The 17,974-nt window shown below is 39.8% G+C and carries 19 protein-coding genes; all 19 read right to left on the bottom strand.

The annotated features are described in order from the left end of the window. The 19 genes from rseP to flhA all read right to left on the bottom strand — a co-directional run bounded on the left by rseP (window position 1) and on the right by flhA (window position 17,950). Complete coding sequence (rseP, locus tag CSV76_RS01135) at window positions 1-1,260, bottom strand: RIP metalloprotease RseP (protein WP_085428674.1); 1,260 nt, start codon at window positions 1,258-1,260, stop codon at window positions 1-3. Between the two features lie 36 nt (window positions 1,261-1,296). After that, complete coding sequence (gene dxr, locus CSV76_RS01130; RefSeq protein ID WP_099624513.1) at window positions 1,297-2,451, bottom strand: 1-deoxy-D-xylulose-5-phosphate reductoisomerase; 1,155 nt, start codon at window positions 2,449-2,451, stop codon at window positions 1,297-1,299. 19 nt (window positions 2,452-2,470) lie between these two features. Further along, window positions 2,471-3,265: a phosphatidate cytidylyltransferase gene (locus CSV76_RS01125; RefSeq protein WP_099624512.1), complete on the bottom strand. Its 795-nt coding sequence runs from the start codon at window positions 3,263-3,265 to the stop codon at window positions 2,471-2,473. Beyond that, entirely contained in the window at window positions 3,262-4,053 is a 792-nt protein-coding gene (locus CSV76_RS01120; RefSeq protein ID WP_085428671.1) for an undecaprenyl pyrophosphate synthase, read from the bottom strand. The genes CSV76_RS01125 and CSV76_RS01120 overlap by 4 nt, the downstream gene beginning before the upstream one ends. 132 nt (window positions 4,054-4,185) lie before the next feature. After that, window positions 4,186-4,743: a ribosome recycling factor gene (gene frr / locus CSV76_RS01115; RefSeq protein ID WP_085428670.1), complete on the bottom strand. Its 558-nt coding sequence runs from the start codon at window positions 4,741-4,743 to the stop codon at window positions 4,186-4,188. Beyond that, window positions 4,740-5,468 (bottom strand): UMP kinase, encoded by a 729-nt coding sequence (gene pyrH / locus CSV76_RS01110; RefSeq protein WP_085428669.1) that lies wholly within the window; start codon window positions 5,466-5,468, stop codon window positions 4,740-4,742. Before pyrH ends, frr begins: the two co-directional genes overlap by 4 nt. 79 nt (window positions 5,469-5,547) lie before the next feature. After that, window positions 5,548-6,435 carry a translation elongation factor Ts gene (gene tsf / locus CSV76_RS01105; protein ID WP_085428668.1) on the bottom strand — a complete coding sequence of 296 codons (888 nt, stop codon included), beginning with the start codon at window positions 6,433-6,435 and terminating at the stop codon, window positions 5,548-5,550. 99 nt (window positions 6,436-6,534) lie between these two features. Further along, the gene (gene rpsB / locus CSV76_RS01100; protein WP_085428667.1) at window positions 6,535-7,272 is read right to left on the bottom strand and encodes a 30S ribosomal protein S2; all 738 of its coding nucleotides are present in this window, start codon (window positions 7,270-7,272) and stop codon (window positions 6,535-6,537) included. Between the two features lie 152 nt (window positions 7,273-7,424). Further along, the gene (locus tag CSV76_RS01095; protein ID WP_085428666.1) at window positions 7,425-7,943 is read right to left on the bottom strand and encodes a helix-turn-helix domain-containing protein; all 519 of its coding nucleotides are present in this window, start codon (window positions 7,941-7,943) and stop codon (window positions 7,425-7,427) included. Window positions 7,944-7,948: 5 nt separating this feature from the next. Next, window positions 7,949-8,242 (bottom strand): RNA polymerase subunit sigma, encoded by a 294-nt coding sequence (locus CSV76_RS01090; RefSeq protein WP_099624511.1) that lies wholly within the window; start codon window positions 8,240-8,242, stop codon window positions 7,949-7,951. Then, window positions 8,239-9,015 carry a FliA/WhiG family RNA polymerase sigma factor gene (locus CSV76_RS01085; protein WP_085428664.1) on the bottom strand — a complete coding sequence of 259 codons (777 nt, stop codon included), beginning with the start codon at window positions 9,013-9,015 and terminating at the stop codon, window positions 8,239-8,241. Before CSV76_RS01085 ends, CSV76_RS01090 begins: the two co-directional genes overlap by 4 nt. A gap of 115 nt (window positions 9,016-9,130) precedes the next feature. Further along, window positions 9,131-9,625 carry a chemotaxis protein CheD gene (locus CSV76_RS01080; RefSeq protein WP_085428663.1) on the bottom strand — a complete coding sequence of 165 codons (495 nt, stop codon included), beginning with the start codon at window positions 9,623-9,625 and terminating at the stop codon, window positions 9,131-9,133. Beyond that, complete coding sequence (locus CSV76_RS01075) at window positions 9,626-10,258, bottom strand: chemotaxis protein CheC (protein WP_099624510.1); 633 nt, start codon at window positions 10,256-10,258, stop codon at window positions 9,626-9,628. It abuts the gene before it with no gap. Beyond that, complete coding sequence (locus CSV76_RS01070) at window positions 10,248-10,715, bottom strand: chemotaxis protein CheW (protein ID WP_099624509.1); 468 nt, start codon at window positions 10,713-10,715, stop codon at window positions 10,248-10,250. Before CSV76_RS01070 ends, CSV76_RS01075 begins: the two co-directional genes overlap by 11 nt. Window positions 10,716-10,728: 13 nt before the next feature. Next, window positions 10,729-12,801: a chemotaxis protein CheA gene (locus CSV76_RS01065; protein WP_099624508.1), complete on the bottom strand. Its 2,073-nt coding sequence runs from the start codon at window positions 12,799-12,801 to the stop codon at window positions 10,729-10,731. A gap of 15 nt (window positions 12,802-12,816) precedes the next feature. After that, window positions 12,817-13,896 (bottom strand): protein-glutamate methylesterase/protein-glutamine glutaminase, encoded by a 1,080-nt coding sequence (locus CSV76_RS01060; RefSeq protein WP_233204378.1) that lies wholly within the window; start codon window positions 13,894-13,896, stop codon window positions 12,817-12,819. 52 nt (window positions 13,897-13,948) lie between these two features. Next, window positions 13,949-14,782 (bottom strand): MinD/ParA family protein, encoded by an 834-nt coding sequence (locus tag CSV76_RS01055; protein WP_232319550.1) that lies wholly within the window; start codon window positions 14,780-14,782, stop codon window positions 13,949-13,951. 25 nt (window positions 14,783-14,807) lie between these two features. After that, on the bottom strand, window positions 14,808-15,920 hold the full coding sequence (gene flhF / locus CSV76_RS01050; protein WP_099624506.1) for a flagellar biosynthesis GTPase FlhF: 1,113 nt from the start codon (window positions 15,918-15,920) through the stop codon (window positions 14,808-14,810). Continuing rightward, window positions 15,920-17,950: a flagellar biosynthesis protein FlhA gene (flhA, locus tag CSV76_RS01045; RefSeq protein WP_099624505.1), complete on the bottom strand. Its 2,031-nt coding sequence runs from the start codon at window positions 17,948-17,950 to the stop codon at window positions 15,920-15,922. The genes flhF and flhA overlap by 1 nt, the downstream gene beginning before the upstream one ends. Window positions 17,951-17,974: the final 24 nt, after the last annotated feature.

The following is a 17,974-nucleotide window of genomic DNA, read 5'->3' as shown; positions in this document are numbered from 1 at the left end:
TTAGAAGAAAAATCGTTGGATGTCATTCCATGTCACAACAAGCATCAAAACCATTAATAGCATGATCCCTACAAAATGCACCATACCTTCTTTTTGTTTATCAATTGGTTTACCTCGTAAGCCTTCAAACAGGAAGAATAATAATCTACCGCCATCTAATGCAGGCAATGGCAGTAAATTCATGATTCCCAGATTGATACTCAGCACAGCGCCCCAATTCATTAAGTTGAAAATACCATGTTGGGCCACTTCTTCTGTCGCCTTATAAATACCAACAGGACCCGATAGTGCGTCTATTGTAAACTGACCTGTAACGAGCATACCTAATAATTCGAAGATCTTCACAGTCCATGTGTACGTCTGTTCAGCGCCGAACACAATGGATTTGATAATTCCTTTTTCCAATGGACTTGAATACATAACTCCAATTTGACCGAATTCCTGTCCTGCATCTTCTACTGTATCAGGTACTACATCTAAAACAACTTGTTTACCTGCACGTTCCACTTCTATAGACATAGGGACTCCGGCACTGTTTTGAATTGCTTCAGAAAACTTTGGCCAAGAATCAATTGACTTACCGTCTACTCCAGTAATTAAATCATCTTTTTTCATTCCGGCCATTTCTGCCGGTGTATCCGGCTTCACTTCTGAGATGATAGGTTCATTGGTTGGTACACCATTCATTAAACCCAAAGCCAAGAAAATAAAAAATGCTAGAATAAAGTTGAATAGAGGTCCTGCAAATATTGCCAACGCCCTGCTACCCAATGACTTGGATTCAAATTGACGATCATAAGGAGCAATTAATGTTTCTTGACCTTTTTCGATAATCATTGCCGTTCTGGCAATTTTCAGATGAACCAGTTGGCCATCTTCGTCATATCCTTCAATATATAGTTCTCTATCTAAATCCGACTTTTCTACTTCTACGTTTAAAATATTCGGATTAGAAACATTTCGATTCAAATAAATCTTTTCTATCTCGTCTTGTGCATTCAATAATAGACCTACGCGGTAACCTGGCTGCAATTCGACTGTATCGAAATCTTCACCAGCCATGCGTACATATCCACCTAAAGGCAACAAGCGTATCGTATATTGCGTTTCACCTTTGCGGATCGCTAAAATTTTAGGTCCCATTCCGATAGCGAACTCTCGAACCATGATGCCGGCTCTCTTAGCAAACAAGAAATGACCAAACTCATGAAATGCTACAAGTGTCCCGAATATTACTATAAACGCAATAACCGTTTCCATTCAGTAACCACCTTCACCGGCTGTGTCAGCCTGAAATTAATCTTGATACTTAACTATACCATAGACTTTTTTTCTCGTATTGCGATCTGTCTCTAAAATTTCTTCCAAATCAGGATTTTGAATAGTTTGATGCTGATCCATCATTCTTTCAATAATATCTTCAATTTGCATGAAGGAAATATGTCCTTCCATAAACAGTTGAACCGCCACTTCATTGGCCGCGTTCATCGCTGTAGGCATAGTACCTCCTTCCCTACCTGCATCATATGCAAGAGACAAGGCTTTAAATCGTTCATAATCCATTTTTTGAAAGTGTAATTTCCCAATTTCATCAAGACGAAGACGTTTGGCATCAGCCATCGGAATACGATCCGGATACGTAAGTGCATACTGAATTGGAACACGCATATCAGGAGACCCCAGTTGTGCCATAACGCTTGTATCTTCAAACTCCACCATAGAGTGGATAATACTTTCTTTATGTAGTAAACATTCAATTTGATCATAAGCCATCGCAAATAAATGATGTGCTTCAATCACCTCAAGCCCTTTATTCATCATGGTTGCCGAATCGATTGTCAACTTATTGCCCATTGACCAGTTAGGATGCGCAAGCGCTTGTTCCACTGTGACGTGTTGAAGTTGATCCCGAGTATAGTCCCTAAAGCTTCCACCGGAGGCCGTTAAAATCAAATTGGTAATTCGCTTCGGATTTTCCCCATTCAGCGATTGGAATAAAGCAGAGTGTTCACTATCTACCGGAACAAGCGGTACGTTATGGTGCTTAGCTGCTTCTACAACTAAGTCCCCAGCCGCCACTAATGTTTCCTTATTAGCAATAGCAATTGTCATACCTGCTTTAATTGCAGCAAGTGTCGGTCTAAGTCCTACACTACCGATAACTGAGTTCAGCAAGACATCGGCTTCCATCCCAACCGCTGCTTCAATAAGTCCTTCATCACCATGAACGAATTGAACGTCAGGAAACTCATTTTGTAAGCGTACTGCGTCTGCTTCTTCCAATACAGAAACTAACTTAGGATGAAACTTTGCAATGATTTCACTTACTTTTTGAATATTTCTTCCTGCCGACATTGCTGTTAATTCAAAGCGATCAGGATGAGCTGCAATAATGCTTAATGTTTGAGTACCGATAGAACCAGTCGCACCAAGCAAATTGATTTTCTTCATATTATGAACTTCCTTTCCATTATCCTATGAATTGAACAAAATGAAGCAATGGGAGTACAAACAGTAAGCTGTCAAATCTGTCCATAATACCGCCATGTCCAGGCAACAACTTCCCTGAATCTTTTACGTTATAGAAACGTTTCAGTGCAGATTCAACTAAGTCTCCCATTTGACCTACAACCGATGCCACTATTGTAATAATAATGAATGATACATACGATGTAGAGATAGGATAGAACATATTATAAATCAAAGTAATTGCTACCGCACAAATAATACCTCCGACAAATCCTTCGATGGTTTTGTTAGGTGATATTTCAGGCCAAAGTTTTCGTTTCCCTATTTTCCGACCAACAAAATATGCACCAGAATCTGTTGACCAAATAATAAGTAACGCATAGCCTATGTATTCTAAACCAAATAAACGCGTTTCAATTAAATAGTAAAAACCGATGCCGACATATAATGCGCCAATCGCACTGAATGCAATGTCCTCAAATGTCCACTTGTTTTTCATGACTACAGTATAGACTAATAATAATAATACCAGTACATAGATCATTTCAAGTTTCCCTAACCGCAGAAAACCTTCTACCTGTCCCGTCCATCTTGAAGGAAGTAAAATGACGAGTAAAAGTAACCAAGAGATAAATCCACCTATTGAAAAGATGGACATATTCCGCATACGTAGTAGTTCATATAAACCAATCGTAGATATTGCAAAGATCATAATAATAAACGGTAATCCACCGACGATAATCAAAGGTACGAAAAATGCGAGTGCTACAATGGCTGTGATGATTCTTTGCTTCATCTTTTCTGATCTCCTTCCAAGCTTCCAAAGCGCCGATCTCTATTTTGGAAATCTTCTATCGCTTGTAAAAAGCATTCTTCATCGTAATCAGGCCATAGTACATCGGTAAAAATGAATTCTGCATACGCTAATTGCCACAGCATGAAATTGGATAATCGCACTTCACCACTTGTGCGAATCAGTAAATCTGGCTCCGGTAGATGTGCAGTCATCAGCTTAGATTCAATTGAATCTTCATTAATTTCATCCACTCTTAATGTTCCAGCAGCCACTTCTTCTGCCAATTCTTTCATAGCATGAACTAGCTCGACTCTACTTCCATAATTCATCGCAAAGTTCAATACTAAGCCTTTGTTATCTTTCGTTTGCTCTATTGCTTTCTTAATTGCTTTTTCTGTATGACTTGGAAGTGCATCCATATTGCCTATCATTTCCACCTTGATACCCTTTTCCATTAATTCGGGTAAATACGTATTAAGGAATTCACCAGGAAGATTCATCAAAAAGTCAATTTCGATTTTCGGTCGTTTCCAATTTTCGGTCGAAAATGCGTAGAGAGTGAGGGCCTTCACACCCATGGCATTTGCGAAATTGGTGATTTGACGAACCGTTTTCATTCCTTCATGGTGGCCGGCAATTCGCGGCATTTTACGTTGCTTTGCCCATCTTCCGTTTCCATCCATGATAATTGCCACATGGTTAGGAATCTGTCTATTTTTAACAGCGTCAATCCGTTCATCCAGCAACTGAATATCTGCCGTTTTTTTTCGCATTAGTTTTCTAAGCATAGCGTTCCCCCACTTGGCTCTATTCGGATACTCCTACTGACTATCCTACCAAATTGCATGGTAAATAGCATGCAAAAGAAAGAAAAGAGCGTCCTAAAAGTAGGACGCTCCTCCTTATAGAAAGTTCTGTACTCAAATTTCCAAGATTTCGTTTTCTTTATCTTTTGCTGTTTGATCAATCTTTTCGATAAATTCATCTGTCATCTTTTGTACTTGTTCAGTAAAACGGCGTAACTCATCTTCAGTAATTTCTGCATCTTTTTCAAGCTTTTTCAAATCTTCATTGCTGTCGCGACGAACATTACGAATCGCTACTTTTGCATCTTCCGCTTCACGCTTTACATCTTTAACTAAATCTTTACGGCGTTCTTCTGTAAGAGCAGGTACCGCTAGACGAATTACTGAACCATCGTTGGACGGTGTGATACCGATATCCGATTTCATAATCGCTTTTTCGATTTCACCGATTGTTGTTTTATCATATGGTTGAACTACTAGCAATCGTGGCTCAGGAACAGAAATTCCCGCCATTTGATTTAATGGTGTAGGTGCACCATAATAAATCACTGAAATTCTGTCTAATAGGCTTGCATTAGCTCTTCCAGCACGGATAGAAGCCAATTGTCTTGAATAGGCGCTATGTGCTTTATCCATACGTTCTCTCGTCTGATCCATTATTTCTTTAGTCATTGCTTGTTCCTCCTAACGACTGTCCCGATTTTATCACCGAGTACAGCTTTTTTGATGTTGCCATTTTCCATGATTGAGAATACTACAAGTGGGATATCGTTGTCCATACATAGTGTAGAAGCAGTCGAATCCATTACTTCAAGACCTTGACTAATAACTTCAAGATAAGAAAGTTCCAAGTATTTCGTAGCAGATGAGTCTTTCATTGGATCGGCTGTATACACCCCGTCCACATTGTTCTTCGCCATTAAAATAACATCCGCTTCGATTTCAGCAGCACGTAATGCAGCTGTTGTATCTGTGGAGAAATAAGGGTTACCTGTTCCTGCCGCAAATATTACGACACGTTTTTTCTCTAAATGACGGATAGCTTTTCGGCGTATGTAGGGTTCAGCTACTTGTCTCATGTCAATAGACGACATAACCCGTGTTTCTGGTCCTAACTTTTCAAGAGCGTCTTGAAGTGCAAGAGAGTTCATGACCGTTGCAAGCATTCCCATATAGTCAGCTGTTGTACGGTCCATTCCCATTTCGCTTCCGACTTTCCCGCGCCAAATGTTTCCGCCGCCTACTACTACTGCTACTTCTACACCAAGCTCTACTACTTCTTTAACTTGGTTTGCGACCGATTTCACAACTTCCGGAGATAGTCCGTAACCTTGCTCACCAGCTAATGCTTCACCACTTAATTTTAACACGATACGCTTATATTTTGGAATACTCATGTTGGCCCTCCTGCAATTTCTTATTCTCAAAAAAGAGGAACACATAATGGATGTGCCCCTCTGTAAGATTGTATTATACTTAGTTACCTTTAACTTGACTCATTACTTCGTCAGCAAAGTTGTCTTCACGCTTCTCGATGCCTTCGCCTACTTCATAACGAATAAACTCTACTAATGTTCCACCAGTAGTTTTAACGAAATCACGAACTTTTTGGTCAGAGTTTTTAACGAAAGCCTGGTCTAGGACACAGATTTCTTCAAAGTACTTTCCAAGACGTCCTTCTACCATTTTCGCTACGATATTTTCTGGCTTACCTTCGTTTAGAGCTTGCTCAGTCAATACGTTACGCTCTTTTTCTACTTCATCAGCAGATACTTCATCACGTGAGATGTATTTCGGGTTCATTGCTGCGATATGCATTGCTACATCTTTCGCTGCATCTGAATCTGTTGAACCTTCAAGAACAGTCAACACTGCGATACGTCCACCCATGTGTAGGTATGGTCCGAAAGCATCTTGATCTGTTTTCGTACGGATTTCAAAACGACGAAGAGTGATTTTCTCTCCAATTTTAGCCACTGCGTTTGAAATGTGTTCAGATACAGTCAAGCCGTTATCCAATTTCGCAGAGTTTGCTTCTTCAACTGAAGCTGGTTTAGTAGCAATCAAGAACTCAGAAATTTCTTTAACAAGTGTTTGGAAGCCTTCGTTTTTCGCTACGAAGTCTGTCTCCGCATTCACTTCAAGGATTACTGCTTCGTTACCTTGAACTAGAATGTTTGCAACTCCTTCAGCTGCAATGCGATCTGCTTTCTTAGCTGCGCTTGAAAGACCTTTTTCACGCATGAAGTCCATTGCCGCTGCCATATCACCGTCTACTTGAGTTAGAGCTTTTTTGCAGTCCATCATACCTGCGCCTGTTTTTTCACGAAGTTCTTTAACCATTTGAGCTGTAATTGTTGCCATTTTGAAAATTCCTCCTATTATATATAATCTGAAGTCGCTTATTACTTTAAAAAGAGACGATAAGGGGTAAGCCACCTATCGTCTCGTCATTTACTAATTTCAGTCTGCAGAAACAGTTGCTGTTTCGTTCGCTGTTTCAGCTACTTCTTCATCTTCACCTTGACGGGATTCAATCAAAGCATCGGCCATTTTACTTGTTAGTAGACGAACTGCACGGATTGCATCGTCGTTCGCAGGGATGACATAATCGATTTCGTCCGGATCACAGTTAGTATCAACGATTCCAACAAGTGGAATATGCAATTTGATTGCTTCAGCTACCGCAATACGCTCTTTACGTGGATCTACAATAAAGATTACATCTGGTAAGCCTTTCATGTCACGGATACCGCCTAGGAATTTCACAAGACGTTCGTGCTCTTTATTTAATTGAGAAACTTCTTTTTTAGGAAGTACGTCAAACGTGCCATCCTCTTCCATTTTCTCAATAGCTTTCATACGCGCTACACGCTTTTGAATAGTTCCGAAGTTAGTTAATGTTCCACCCAACCAACGTTGGTTGATGTAGTACATTCCAGCACGTTCTGCTTCTTCTTTGATTGCTTCTTGTGCTTGTTTCTTCGTACCTACGAAAAGAACTTTACCACCATCAGCACCGACTTGGCGCATGAAGTTGTAAGCTTCCTCTAATTTTTTGACCGTTTTTTGAAGGTCGATGATGTAAATGCCGTTACGCTCCACGAAGATAAATTTCTTCATTTTTGGGTTCCAACGACGTGTTTGGTGTCCGAAATGTACACCAGCTTCTAGCAATTGTTTCATTGAGATTACTGACATGTTTAATTCCTCCTATTGGTTTTTATCCTCCGCGTACTTCTAGCGAATAAGTGACCACAATGGCACCAACTCATTCATCCGCACGCGTGTGTAGTAATACCATCTACAAAAATAACACAATTCTACGTTCTTTGCAACCTTTGCATTTAACTTTAGCCAAACTTTAATAATAATTCGATTTCAGTCTTACCTTTTTTTAGCTCTCTTGCAATATCTGAAATGGATTTCCCTTCAGCATATAGCTGTTTTGCTTTCTCCCTGTCATCGAGTGGTCTAGCTTGTGGCTCTTTTTGCGTTTCTTTTTCGTTCCTTTCGTTCTCCACCGTTTTCTGGTAAGATCGTAAAGCGAAATGGACAGGAACCGGATGAGGCTTCGGCTTTGGTATCGACTCGGGCGTTTCAGCTTCTTCATCTATTGAATACTCAGGCGTTGCTGTATTTGATAAAGGGTTCACATTGTCTTCCGTCCGTTGATTCAATTGATGGATCAAACGATCATTTTCTTCCTTGATCTCTGATAGATAAGCTAACACCGATTGATCCATCTCTTTCATAAGTTGTTGTTGCTTTTTCTCCAGATCATTGAACTTAGAAATTCTCAAGTACAGCAATGTCATTACCATAAAACCTACGATTTGTAAGATGAATAAAATAGCTAATAAAATCCCCATACTCATTACCCACTGTAATCAACGAACGAACCTTTAAACGGGTGCTTGGCTTGTTGTTGCTCTTTCTCTTTTTTTTCTTGTTGTGGAGATCCTTCTTTGGGTTGCCCATCATCTGCATCCAACTTTGCATACGGATCGGATTCCAAAACGGTTTCCTGATTTTTTAGTGCCTGCTTTTCTGTTTGCATATTCGCACTGTCCTGAGCAAGTTGAGACTGCTGTTGTTTTTGCTCCGCAATCTTTCCCGCTTCAAATGTTTTGGGTATAGCAATTTGAAGTTCAATCGCTTTCAAACTCATAAAATCCCTCCATCTGTAATTTCAGCGGCTAGTAACGACCGTAATTTAAACAGCGCTTTTGAATGTATTTGCGAGATTCTAGATGTAGATAAGCTTAATATCTCTCCGATTTCCGTCAACGTCATGTCTTCTTGATAAAAAAGACTGAGCACCAATTGTTCATTTTCATTCAGTTCTTTAATTTTCGTAACCAAATCCCCTATCAATTCGCTTTTTACAGCTTGTTGTTCAGGCGTTTTCGTTTGTTCATCTTGCAACACGAAAGTCTGATCGTGATCATCGTCTTCGTTCATTTTTTCATCGATCGATAATACATTTGCAAAATACTGTTCATGCACAGTTTGATAGACTTGATCGGTTGTCATGCCTAAATGATCCGCTACTTCCTCAGGTGTTACCGTTCGCAGGTAGGACTGTTCAAGCTTACTGATTTCTTCATCCATCTTTTTTGTTTTTTCTCGTGAAGAGCGTGACAACCAATCTTCCTTTCGTAGTCCATCTATAATGGTACCTCGGATACGAAAAGATGCATATGTGTCAAATTTCAAATCACGTGAAGGATCAAATTTTGTTAATGCGTCGAAAAGGCCTTGATAACCAAGTGATTTAATTTCATCACGCGATACATTTTTCGGCAACCCAGCGCTGATTCGTTGAACGTGATAATTCACAAGAGGTGTATACATTCGAACTAGCGTATCACCTGCATCAGGATCACGGTCTTCGATCCATAACTTCCACTGATGTCGTTCAGTTACATCTTGATTTGCCATCGAATTCACGCCTTTCCTGTGAGGTTTCTTCTACCGATCTTATCTCTTATGTATAAGTATAACAAATGCCAATAGATAAAGGCGACTAATGCATTAGCCGCCTTTGCTCTTACTGTTAAATTTCCTGTGTTCCGGCATTGACGGTACGAACATGTAGGATACCTGTATCAGGATCAAATTCAATTGTACGTCCACTCGAGCCACCCGTATCCTCTGCAACAATTGGGATTGAATATCTCTTCAATTCCTTTTTAACAGCTTCTACATTGCGCGGGCCGATACGAATTGTATCATTCGAACCGAATTGAAACATTTGTGCGCCACCCGCAATTTTTGCTTTAATACTGAAAGGTCTGACCCCTTCTGATTTTAATAATTCTAACAAAGCATGAATACCCGTGTCAGCGAATTTCGCTACATTTAGTTTTGTCGATTTACCTAACTCGCTGTCAGGCAACATAACATGTACCATACCTGCTATTTTCTTTGAAGAATCATACAGTATTACACCTACACATGAACCCAGTCCTGATGTGCGAATCGTGTGAGGGGATTTCACGATATTCATATCTGCAATCCCTACGCGTACTACTGTTTGGATAGCTGCCATCTACAAGACTCCTAGCGAACTGAATATCGTACGGTAAGACGGCGGGTCGGGTAATAAGAAGAAGTGTCCAGCCAGACTAGACATTCCTTGTTCACCTTCTTGCAATATTTCCGTCTCAATGACGATTACTTCATCACTATACTGAGATACTTCGATCAGGCCGAAGCTGACAATGGCACCCACCATGTCAATACTTAATGAGGGTACAGTTGGATAAATATTTAATGATGTGAAATCAGAAAGCGATGATAGATAGGAACCTGATAAGATATTTCCCAGTTCCTGAAGCGCAGATGCACCCATTCCCAAATCCTCTGCATCAGTAAAAGTAAAGCTCGTATCACCAGTTAGTTTGCGGATAAATTGTGTAGCAGATTCAATAGTCAGCACAAAAAACATCGTCCCTGTCAAATCGCCTTCTATGCGTAAAAAGATGCCAGCAACCACTTTTTCACTACCGCCTGCCAGATTAAACATTTCATCAAATGTAACTAGTTCAACATTAGGTACGCGCATATCAATCTTCTGACCTAAAAGCTGAGATAGTGACGTTGCTGCATGCGCTGCTCCAATATTACCGATTTCCTTTAAGACATCCAAATGCATTTCTGTAATTTCATTTTCAGAATTCATCTGCATTCGCCTTCTTAATCGGCTGCAAAACTTTATCTAGATTCAACATGACCAATAATCTCTTATCGACTTTTGCTACTCCTGAAATGAATTCGGACTCCACAGATCCCACTACTTCGGGTTGAGGCCCTATTGCACTTGTCGGCACATCCATCACATCATTCGCATCATCTACAATTAATCCGACCTCAGAATCTGCATGCGACACAATTATAATACAACTTGTCTCATCAAACTCTTTAGTCTCCATATCAAAACGTTCACGCAAGTCTACTACAGGCGTTACTACACCACGTAAATTTAACACTCCTTTGACATAAGAAGGCATACGGGGAACGCGTGTAATGGATAAAGATTTCTCAATCGATTCCACCACATTAATACCAATCGCATATTCTTTATTCATCAATTGGAAGACGATTACTTTCATATCACTTACTTCTACTGTATTTGTCATGTCATCACCTCGATTATTTAATCAATGCATTACAGTCAACAATTAATGCGACTTGACCATTTCCTAGAATCGTAGCACCTGAGATCGCAAAGACACTCTGCAAGTATTCTCCGAGTGATTTTAATACGATTTCTTGTTGACCAATAAATGAATCTACGACTAAACCAGCTAAACTTTCACCTTTACGAACAATTACGATAGACTGGAACTCATCTTCTTCATTACTTCTATTCTTCATTTCAAATATATCTTTCAAGTCTACTAACGGCACAATAGTCCCACGGAAGTCAATGACCGGTTGATTATGCGCATTTAAAATATCAGACTTCTGAATAATGGCAGTCTCAATAATAGAAGACAATGGGATTGCATATATTTCTTGATCCAATTCTACTAACATGACAGAAATAATAGAAAGAGTAAGAGGTAACTGCACCTGGAATAACGAACCTTTTCCTTCTGTCGAATCGATAGATATGTGTCCACCGAGAGATTCAATTGTATTTTTAACTACGTCTAGACCCACACCACGACCTGAGACGTCAGTTATGGAAGCTGCAGTTGAAAATCCTGAAGCTAAAATCAATTCGGCCACTTGCTTATTTGTTAATGAATCTGCCGCTTCCGGACTGATAATTCCTTTTTCAATTGCTTTACCTACTACACGCTCACGGTTTACACCAGCTCCATCATCTTCAAGCTCAATGAATACATGGTTACCCGAATGGTAGGCACGCAATGTTACAGTCCCTACTTCTGGCTTACCTTTCGCGATACGTTCTTCAGGCATTTCAATACCGTGATCTAAAGCATTTCTTATTAAGTGAACAAGTGGATCCCCTATTTCATCGATTACAGTGCGGTCTAGTTCTGTTTCAGCTCCCACAATCTCCAAATCGATTTTCTTATTGAGATCCCGTGCCAATTGACGCACCATTTTAGGGAATCGATTGAAGACAGTTTCCACAGGCACCATTCGCATATTCAGTATAATATTCTGCAAGTCTCCTGATACACGTGTCATTCTCTCAACGGATTCATTCAATTCCGGGTTATGCAATTCACTCGCGATCGATTGAAGACGTCCGCGATCGATGACCAGTTCTTCAAATAAGTTCATCAAAATATCGAGTCGATCAATATTTACCCGTATAGTTTTATTGGAGTTTGAAGACGCAGACTTTTTAGTTTTAATAGCTTCTTTTGACACTTTTTCTGTTGGCGTAACATTAGCAACTGGCACTATTGTCGTTTCAATCACTTCTGGAGGCGTTTCATTTTCATTTATCGCAGCTTGCTTATATTTTTGCACATATTCATCTGTAATATGTGTGATTTTCACGTCTTCTATTTCAGAAACTTTCATTACTTTTGCTTTTAGGTCTTCAGCGTCCTCCTGTGTCAATAACACAATCGTAAATTTCTGATCGAAATCTTCATTTTCCAATTGTTCTACTGTAGGAACGGTTTTTATAACTTCGCCTGATTTTTCTAAAATCTCAAACGTCATGAATACGCGTGCCACTTTTAACAAGCAGTCTTCACGTAATGTAACCGTAATCTCTAGTGCATTAAAACCTTGCTCAGCAGATTGAGAAATAACCGTCAACTCAAATTCATCATATTGAACCCCTGTAGAAGTGACCACTTCAATTGGTGCTTCCTCAGTAGTCGCTGATACAGAATCCTCGACCAAATCAAGCGGTTGGCCTGCTTCAATTCGATTTAGCGTATCAACTAATTTGCTGACGTCTTTTTTTCCATCTCCACCAGATTCAATGTCTTGTACCATTAGTTCAAGATCATCCACCGCTTCAAATACAACGTCTAGTATTTCAGTTGTGACACTGATCTTTGAATTTCGAATTGCATCTAGAACGTTCTCCATCTTGTGCGTTAAATCTGCGATATCTTCATATCCCATTGTCGCTGACATTCCTTTAAGCGTATGTGCCGCTCTAAAGACTTCATTGACAATTGCCAGATCATCCGGATCATTCTCTAACGCGAGTAGTTGCTCACTACAAGCTTGTAAGTGTTCTTTACTTTCTTCGATGAACATGTCCAAATACTGACTTACATCCATTGCAAAGCCCCCTAGTTACTTCAAATTTCCCATTATGGCATTGGCGATCTCTTGCACGTCTTTTACTTCATCACTCAGACCCGCATCTATTATGGCTTTGGGCATTCCATACACAACGGAAGTTTTCTGGGATTCCGCTATGGTAATCGTTTTGCATGACGCACGTAAAAGTTCCATGCCTTCTTTTCCATCAGATCCCATGCCTGTCATGATAGCTGTTACAAATTTCAATTCTTTATGTGTGGCCGCTGATTCTAATAACACATTTACTGCTGGGCGGTGTCCAGAACGAGGTGCTTCGTTTCCATCCAATACAATTTGATAACCTGTTCTGGATTTCTCGAACTTCAAATGTAACCCCCCTGGTGCAATATAGGCTGTTCCATTTTCGATTAGCTCTCCATGTTCAGCTTCTTTAACTGCGATTTCACTTAAGCCATTAAGTCGTTCGGCTAATGACTTTGTGAAGCCGGGCGGCATATGCTGAACAATAAGAATTGGATAGGGAAATTCTGCAGGAAACCTAGTTATAACTTCTTGTAAGGCTCTTGGACCCCCAGTCGATGTACCTATTATAACAAACGTTTGGGCAATAAGTGTAATATTTTTAGAAAAATTTACAGTTTGTACCGGTACCGATGGAATGATTCTACTATCACTCGGAGTATTCATTCTAGTTGGCGGTGCTGTATACCTTTTTTGTGGCGGGGTAATTTTTCTTGTTAACGTCTGAATCCCCACATTTGAAGCGGCAAATACTTTCTCCACAATCTCTTTTTCTATTTCGTGAAGATTTAACGAAATAGCGCCACCAGGTTTCGCTATAACATCCACTGCTCCGTATTCTATAGCGAGTACGGCATTTTCCGTATTATGTTTTGTCGTACTCGATAATATCACTACAGGGATCGGCATTTGATCCATAATAAGCTTTAAAGCTTCTAGCCCATTCATCATAGGCATTTCAATATCCATTGTAATGACATCGGGATGAAGGTCACGTACCTTTTCCACTGCATCCTTGCCATTCCTAGCGATGCCGATGACTTCCATCAAGGGGTGTTTATTCAACATATCGGAAATTAACTTCCGCATAAAAGCTGAGTCGTCAACAACTAGAACTCGCCTTTTCTTTCCAGTAATCAAATCACACACGCCCCTTCTGAAATATACCTTTGATTTTATCTATGAATCCAGAGGTTTCAATAGAAGTGCTAGGCTTATCGCCATGCATAAATGTATCAGTGATGGCCAGCATACGCTTGCTGACTTTTGCATCGGGATACAACTTAACGAAAGGTGACTGTGCAATCACCGCATTACGTACATGTATATCATCAGGCAAGAATCCTAAAATACTGGTTTCGACAGATAAAAATCTTCGCATAGCTAATTGAAGACGTGCGACGGAATCCCGACCATCTTGCTCCTTCAGTACACGATTACTGACTATGCGGATGGTTTTATTCGCATCTTGTAAACAGATGAATTTTATCATCGAATAAGCATCCGTAATCGACGTTGGCTCAGGTGTCGCAATTAAAATTATCTCGTCCATCGCCAATATTAAATCGATAGAACTCTTCGTAGCTCCTGCACCCATATCGAATAAAATAACATCATACTCCATCTGTAAAATAGAGAACGCTTCAATCAATCGATTAAACATCGTATCCGACCATTCAACGACTGTTTCCAGTCCAGAACCTCCTGCAATAAATGCCAAGTTTTCTTCAATCGGTGTCACGACATCTTCTAATCTTTGGATGTCAGTCAAGTAATCTTTTAAATGATAAGTAGGAGTAGCGCCAAATAATATATGAATATTTCCCATTCCAATATCCATATCCACAATTAAGACTTTCTTGCCCTTTGCTACTAAAGCATAAGAAAAATTCGCAGTAAAGTTCGACTTGCCTACTCCACCTTTACCACTGATGATGGCAATTGAGCGAGCTACAGGTCTTTGATTTCTGATCATTTTTAGTCTAAGTGCTTCCGCCTGATCATGCATGTGGTTCACCTTCTAACAGAAGATTTATCACTTTTTCAAAACTGGCTTCTGTCAAATCCTCAGGTACCTCTTGTCCATCTGTGAAGTATGCCATGCCTATACCATATTTCATCATTAGGTTAATAATCGAGCCTACAGAATTTGTTTCATCTGTTTTCGTGAATATAAATTTATTGATCGGAAATTTATCAAATTGTCTGATGATAGTATCCATATCCTGTTCCTTTGAAGTCGTGGATAACACAAGAAACGTTTCCATTTCTAATGAAAAATCTATAAGTTTTGTTAAATCATCAACAAATTTTGCTTCTTTATAATTTCGTCCCGCTGTATCAATAAATATAAGATCTAGATCTTTCAATTTTTCAATTGCAGTACGGAAATCTTCTTCGTTATAAGCAATTTCAACTGGTGCCTGAAGTAAATTAGCATATGTTCGTAATTGTTCAATTGCCGCAATACGGTACGTATCCGTTGTGATGAAACCCACTTTCTTTTTTTCTTCTAATAATGCACGTGCTGCAATTTTGGCAATCGTTGTTGTTTTCCCGACACCTGTAGGACCTAGTACATTAATAAACTTCTTCTGATAAGAGATTCCACCAAACGGCATATTGTGAAGTTGATCCCAGAACCAGCTTCGAATCAATTCGATTTGCTGGTCTTCTGTAAAGTCCGTCTTATCTTGTTTCATACGATCGAATACCAAATTGCCGATTTCCATAATATGTTCATTTGCTAAACCTTGCACTTGCAATCTCTTCAACACTGGAAGAAGTTCATCAGGATATTTTCCTAATGTATGATCTACTTGCTTAATGTCTTTCAGCATTTGTTTGATTTCTCGTATTTCCCTCTGCATACGCTCAACCGACTCGGGTTGTGCAACAGGTTGTATAGTACGAACCTGTGATTCATAGGCACGTTGATCATTCGTTTTATCATAGCTTGCAACTACTTCTACTGAACGTTTACGAAATAGACCAAGAAAACCTTTTGTTTTTGTGACATTTGAACTAAGGATGACGGCGTCGTCTCCAAAATCTTCACGTACTTTCGCCATCGCTTCGACCATAGTAGGTGCTGTATACTTTTTCATTTTCATTAAATATCCACCACCCCTACACTTTGAACTTCCACTGATGCTTCCAATTCATTATAGGACAGTATAGGTATCTGTGGAAAATACCGTTCTGTGATTTGCCGCAAGTACATTCGAATTGCAGGTGAACATAAGATTACAGGGGACTGGTCGAGCATAGCTACCCGTTCAACTTCCTGCGCAATCCGTTCCAAAATCATTTGAGATTGTGATGGATCAATGGACAAGAAGTTCCCTTGATCAGTCTGTTGGATGCTATCCGCAATGAGTTTCTCCACTTTTCCGGATACCGTTAAAACTTTTAACGCTTCATTTCCTACTACGTATTGCCCCGTAATCTGACGCGCTAATGATTGTCTTGCATATTCTGTCAGCACATCGACATCGGAAGTATACTTTGAATAGTCTGCAAGTGTCTCGAAAATAATAGGTAGATTACGAACAGAAACTTGTTCATTTAATAATTTAGCAAGTACTTTTTGAATCTCACCAATCGATAGTGGAGTAGGTGTCAGTTCATCAACCAAAATCGGATACGTCTCATGAACGTGATCCACAAGTTGCTTCGTTTCCTGACGGCCTAGTAAGTCGGATGCGTTAGCACGAATGACTTCTGTCAAGTGTGTTGATACAACACTTGGCGGATCCACAACTGTGTAGCCCATGATCTCCGCTTCCTCTTTCGCTTCTTCAGTAATCCATTTTGCCGGCAATCCGAATGAAGGTTCAACAGTATCGATTCCTTCTATCAAATCTTCGCCACCAGGACTCATCGCTAGATAATGATCTAACAAGAGCTCTCCCCTGGCCATTTCATTTCCTTTAATTTTGATTCGATATTCATTTGGTTGTAATTGAATATTATCTCGGATACGAACAACTGGAATTACAAGACCAAGTTCTATTGCCAACTGACGACGAATCATTACGACACGATCCAATAAATCTCCGCCTTGTGTTGCATCTACGAGAGGAATTAGTCCGTAGCCAAATTCAAATTCAATTGGATCGACATTCAAAAGATCCACGACATTTTCTGGTCTCTTCAATCCTTCTGTTTCTACATCTTCTTCCATTTCCAATAATTCATCTGGATCTTCATCTTTTTTACGTGACATCATGAACGCACCCGTTGCCAATGCGCCTGCAATTGGAATTGTCAGTATGTCATTGATAGGAGTGGCAAGACCTAGTAAAAAGATCGTAATGGCAGCAACATAAAGTAGTTTAGGTTGACCTAATAATTGATTCGTAATGTCCGTACCTAAGTTTCCTTCTGATGCAGCTCGTGTAACTACGATACCCGTCGCTGTAGATATTAACAGTGCAGGGATTTGAGAAACAATTCCATCACCTACAGTTAATGTAGAGAATTGAAGAGCCGCTTCTGCAAACGGTAAGCCCATCTGCACAACACCGATAATCATACCGACCAACAAGTTGATCATGACGATGATAATTCCGGCAATCGCATCTCCTTTGACGAATTTTGTCGCACCATCCATCGCACCATAGAAATCGGCTTCATTACTAACTTTTTCACGACGTGTACGTGCCTCTATATCAGAAATCATTCCTGCGTTTAGATCAGCATCAATACTCATTTGCTTACCTGGCATCGCATCAAGTGTAAAACGTGCAGCAACTTCAGATACACGCTCCGAACCTTTCGTTATAACAATAAATTGAATAATAATTAAAATAACAAATACCACAAGTCCAACAATTATATTTCCCCCGGTAACGAACGTACCGAATGTATCGACTACTCCACCTGCATTACCTTCTGAAAGAATCGCACGTGTTGTAGAAACGTTAAGGCCTAACCGGAATAATGTAAGGAGTAGCAAGAGTGATGGAAAGATAGAAAACTGAAGTGCTTCTTGCATATTCATCGCAGTCAGTAAAACCATTAAACCAAGCGTGATATTTATAATAATCAAGAAACTTAATAACCAAGGTGGTAAGGGGATGACAAGCATCGCAATGATCATAATAACCGCTGCGAGTACTCCAATATCTTTAAACTGCATGCCACCCCTACTTTCTAATTTCAC

It is taken from the genome of Sporosarcina sp. P17b, assembly GCF_002743115.1.
Classification (GTDB): Bacteria; Bacillota; Bacilli; order Bacillales_A; family Planococcaceae; genus Sporosarcina; species Sporosarcina ureae_C.
The sequence above is the reverse complement of the archived record's forward strand: the minus strand, read 5'-3'. Positions and strand labels throughout refer to the sequence as shown.

What these genes read in the sequence shown, in the direction of transcription:
- rseP (WP_085428674.1), bottom strand. Translation starts at nt 1,260, where the DNA reads ATGGAAACGGTTATTGCGTTTATAGTAATATTCGGGACACTTGTAGCA.
- dxr (WP_099624513.1), bottom strand. Translation starts at nt 2,451, where the DNA reads ATGAAGAAAATCAATTTGCTTGGTGCGACTGGTTCTATCGGTACTCAA.
- CSV76_RS01125 (WP_099624512.1), bottom strand. Translation starts at nt 3,265, where the DNA reads ATGAAGCAAAGAATCATCACAGCCATTGTAGCACTCGCATTTTTCGTA.
- CSV76_RS01120 (WP_085428671.1), bottom strand. Translation starts at nt 4,053, where the DNA reads ATGCTTAGAAAACTAATGCGAAAAAAAACGGCAGATATTCAGTTGCTG.
- frr (WP_085428670.1), bottom strand. Translation starts at nt 4,743, where the DNA reads ATGACTAAAGAAATAATGGATCAGACGAGAGAACGTATGGATAAAGCA.
- pyrH (WP_085428669.1), bottom strand. Translation starts at nt 5,468, where the DNA reads ATGAGTATTCCAAAATATAAGCGTATCGTGTTAAAATTAAGTGGTGAA.
- tsf (WP_085428668.1), bottom strand. Translation starts at nt 6,435, where the DNA reads ATGGCAACAATTACAGCTCAAATGGTTAAAGAACTTCGTGAAAAAACA.
- rpsB (WP_085428667.1), bottom strand. Translation starts at nt 7,272, where the DNA reads ATGTCAGTAATCTCAATGAAACAATTGCTAGAAGCTGGTGTACATTTC.
- CSV76_RS01095 (WP_085428666.1), bottom strand. Translation starts at nt 7,943, where the DNA reads ATGGGGATTTTATTAGCTATTTTATTCATCTTACAAATCGTAGGTTTT.
- CSV76_RS01090 (WP_099624511.1), bottom strand. Translation starts at nt 8,242, where the DNA reads ATGAGTTTGAAAGCGATTGAACTTCAAATTGCTATACCCAAAACATTT.
- CSV76_RS01085 (WP_085428664.1), bottom strand. Translation starts at nt 9,015, where the DNA reads ATGGCAAATCAAGATGTAACTGAACGACATCAGTGGAAGTTATGGATC.
- CSV76_RS01080 (WP_085428663.1), bottom strand. Translation starts at nt 9,625, where the DNA reads ATGGCAGCTATCCAAACAGTAGTACGCGTAGGGATTGCAGATATGAAT.
- CSV76_RS01075 (WP_099624510.1), bottom strand. Translation starts at nt 10,258, where the DNA reads ATGAATTCTGAAAATGAAATTACAGAAATGCATTTGGATGTCTTAAAG.
- CSV76_RS01070 (WP_099624509.1), bottom strand. Translation starts at nt 10,715, where the DNA reads ATGACAAATACAGTAGAAGTAAGTGATATGAAAGTAATCGTCTTCCAA.
- CSV76_RS01065 (WP_099624508.1), bottom strand. Translation starts at nt 12,801, where the DNA reads ATGGATGTAAGTCAGTATTTGGACATGTTCATCGAAGAAAGTAAAGAA.
- CSV76_RS01060 (WP_233204378.1), bottom strand. Translation starts at nt 13,896, where the DNA reads ATGCGGAAGTTAATTTCCGATATGTTGAATAAACACCCCTTGATGGAA.
- CSV76_RS01055 (WP_232319550.1), bottom strand. Translation starts at nt 14,782, where the DNA reads ATGATCAGAAATCAAAGACCTGTAGCTCGCTCAATTGCCATCATCAGT.
- flhF (WP_099624506.1), bottom strand. Translation starts at nt 15,920, where the DNA reads ATGAAAATGAAAAAGTATACAGCACCTACTATGGTCGAAGCGATGGCG.
- flhA (WP_099624505.1), bottom strand. Translation starts at nt 17,950, where the DNA reads ATGCAGTTTAAAGATATTGGAGTACTCGCAGCGGTTATTATGATCATT.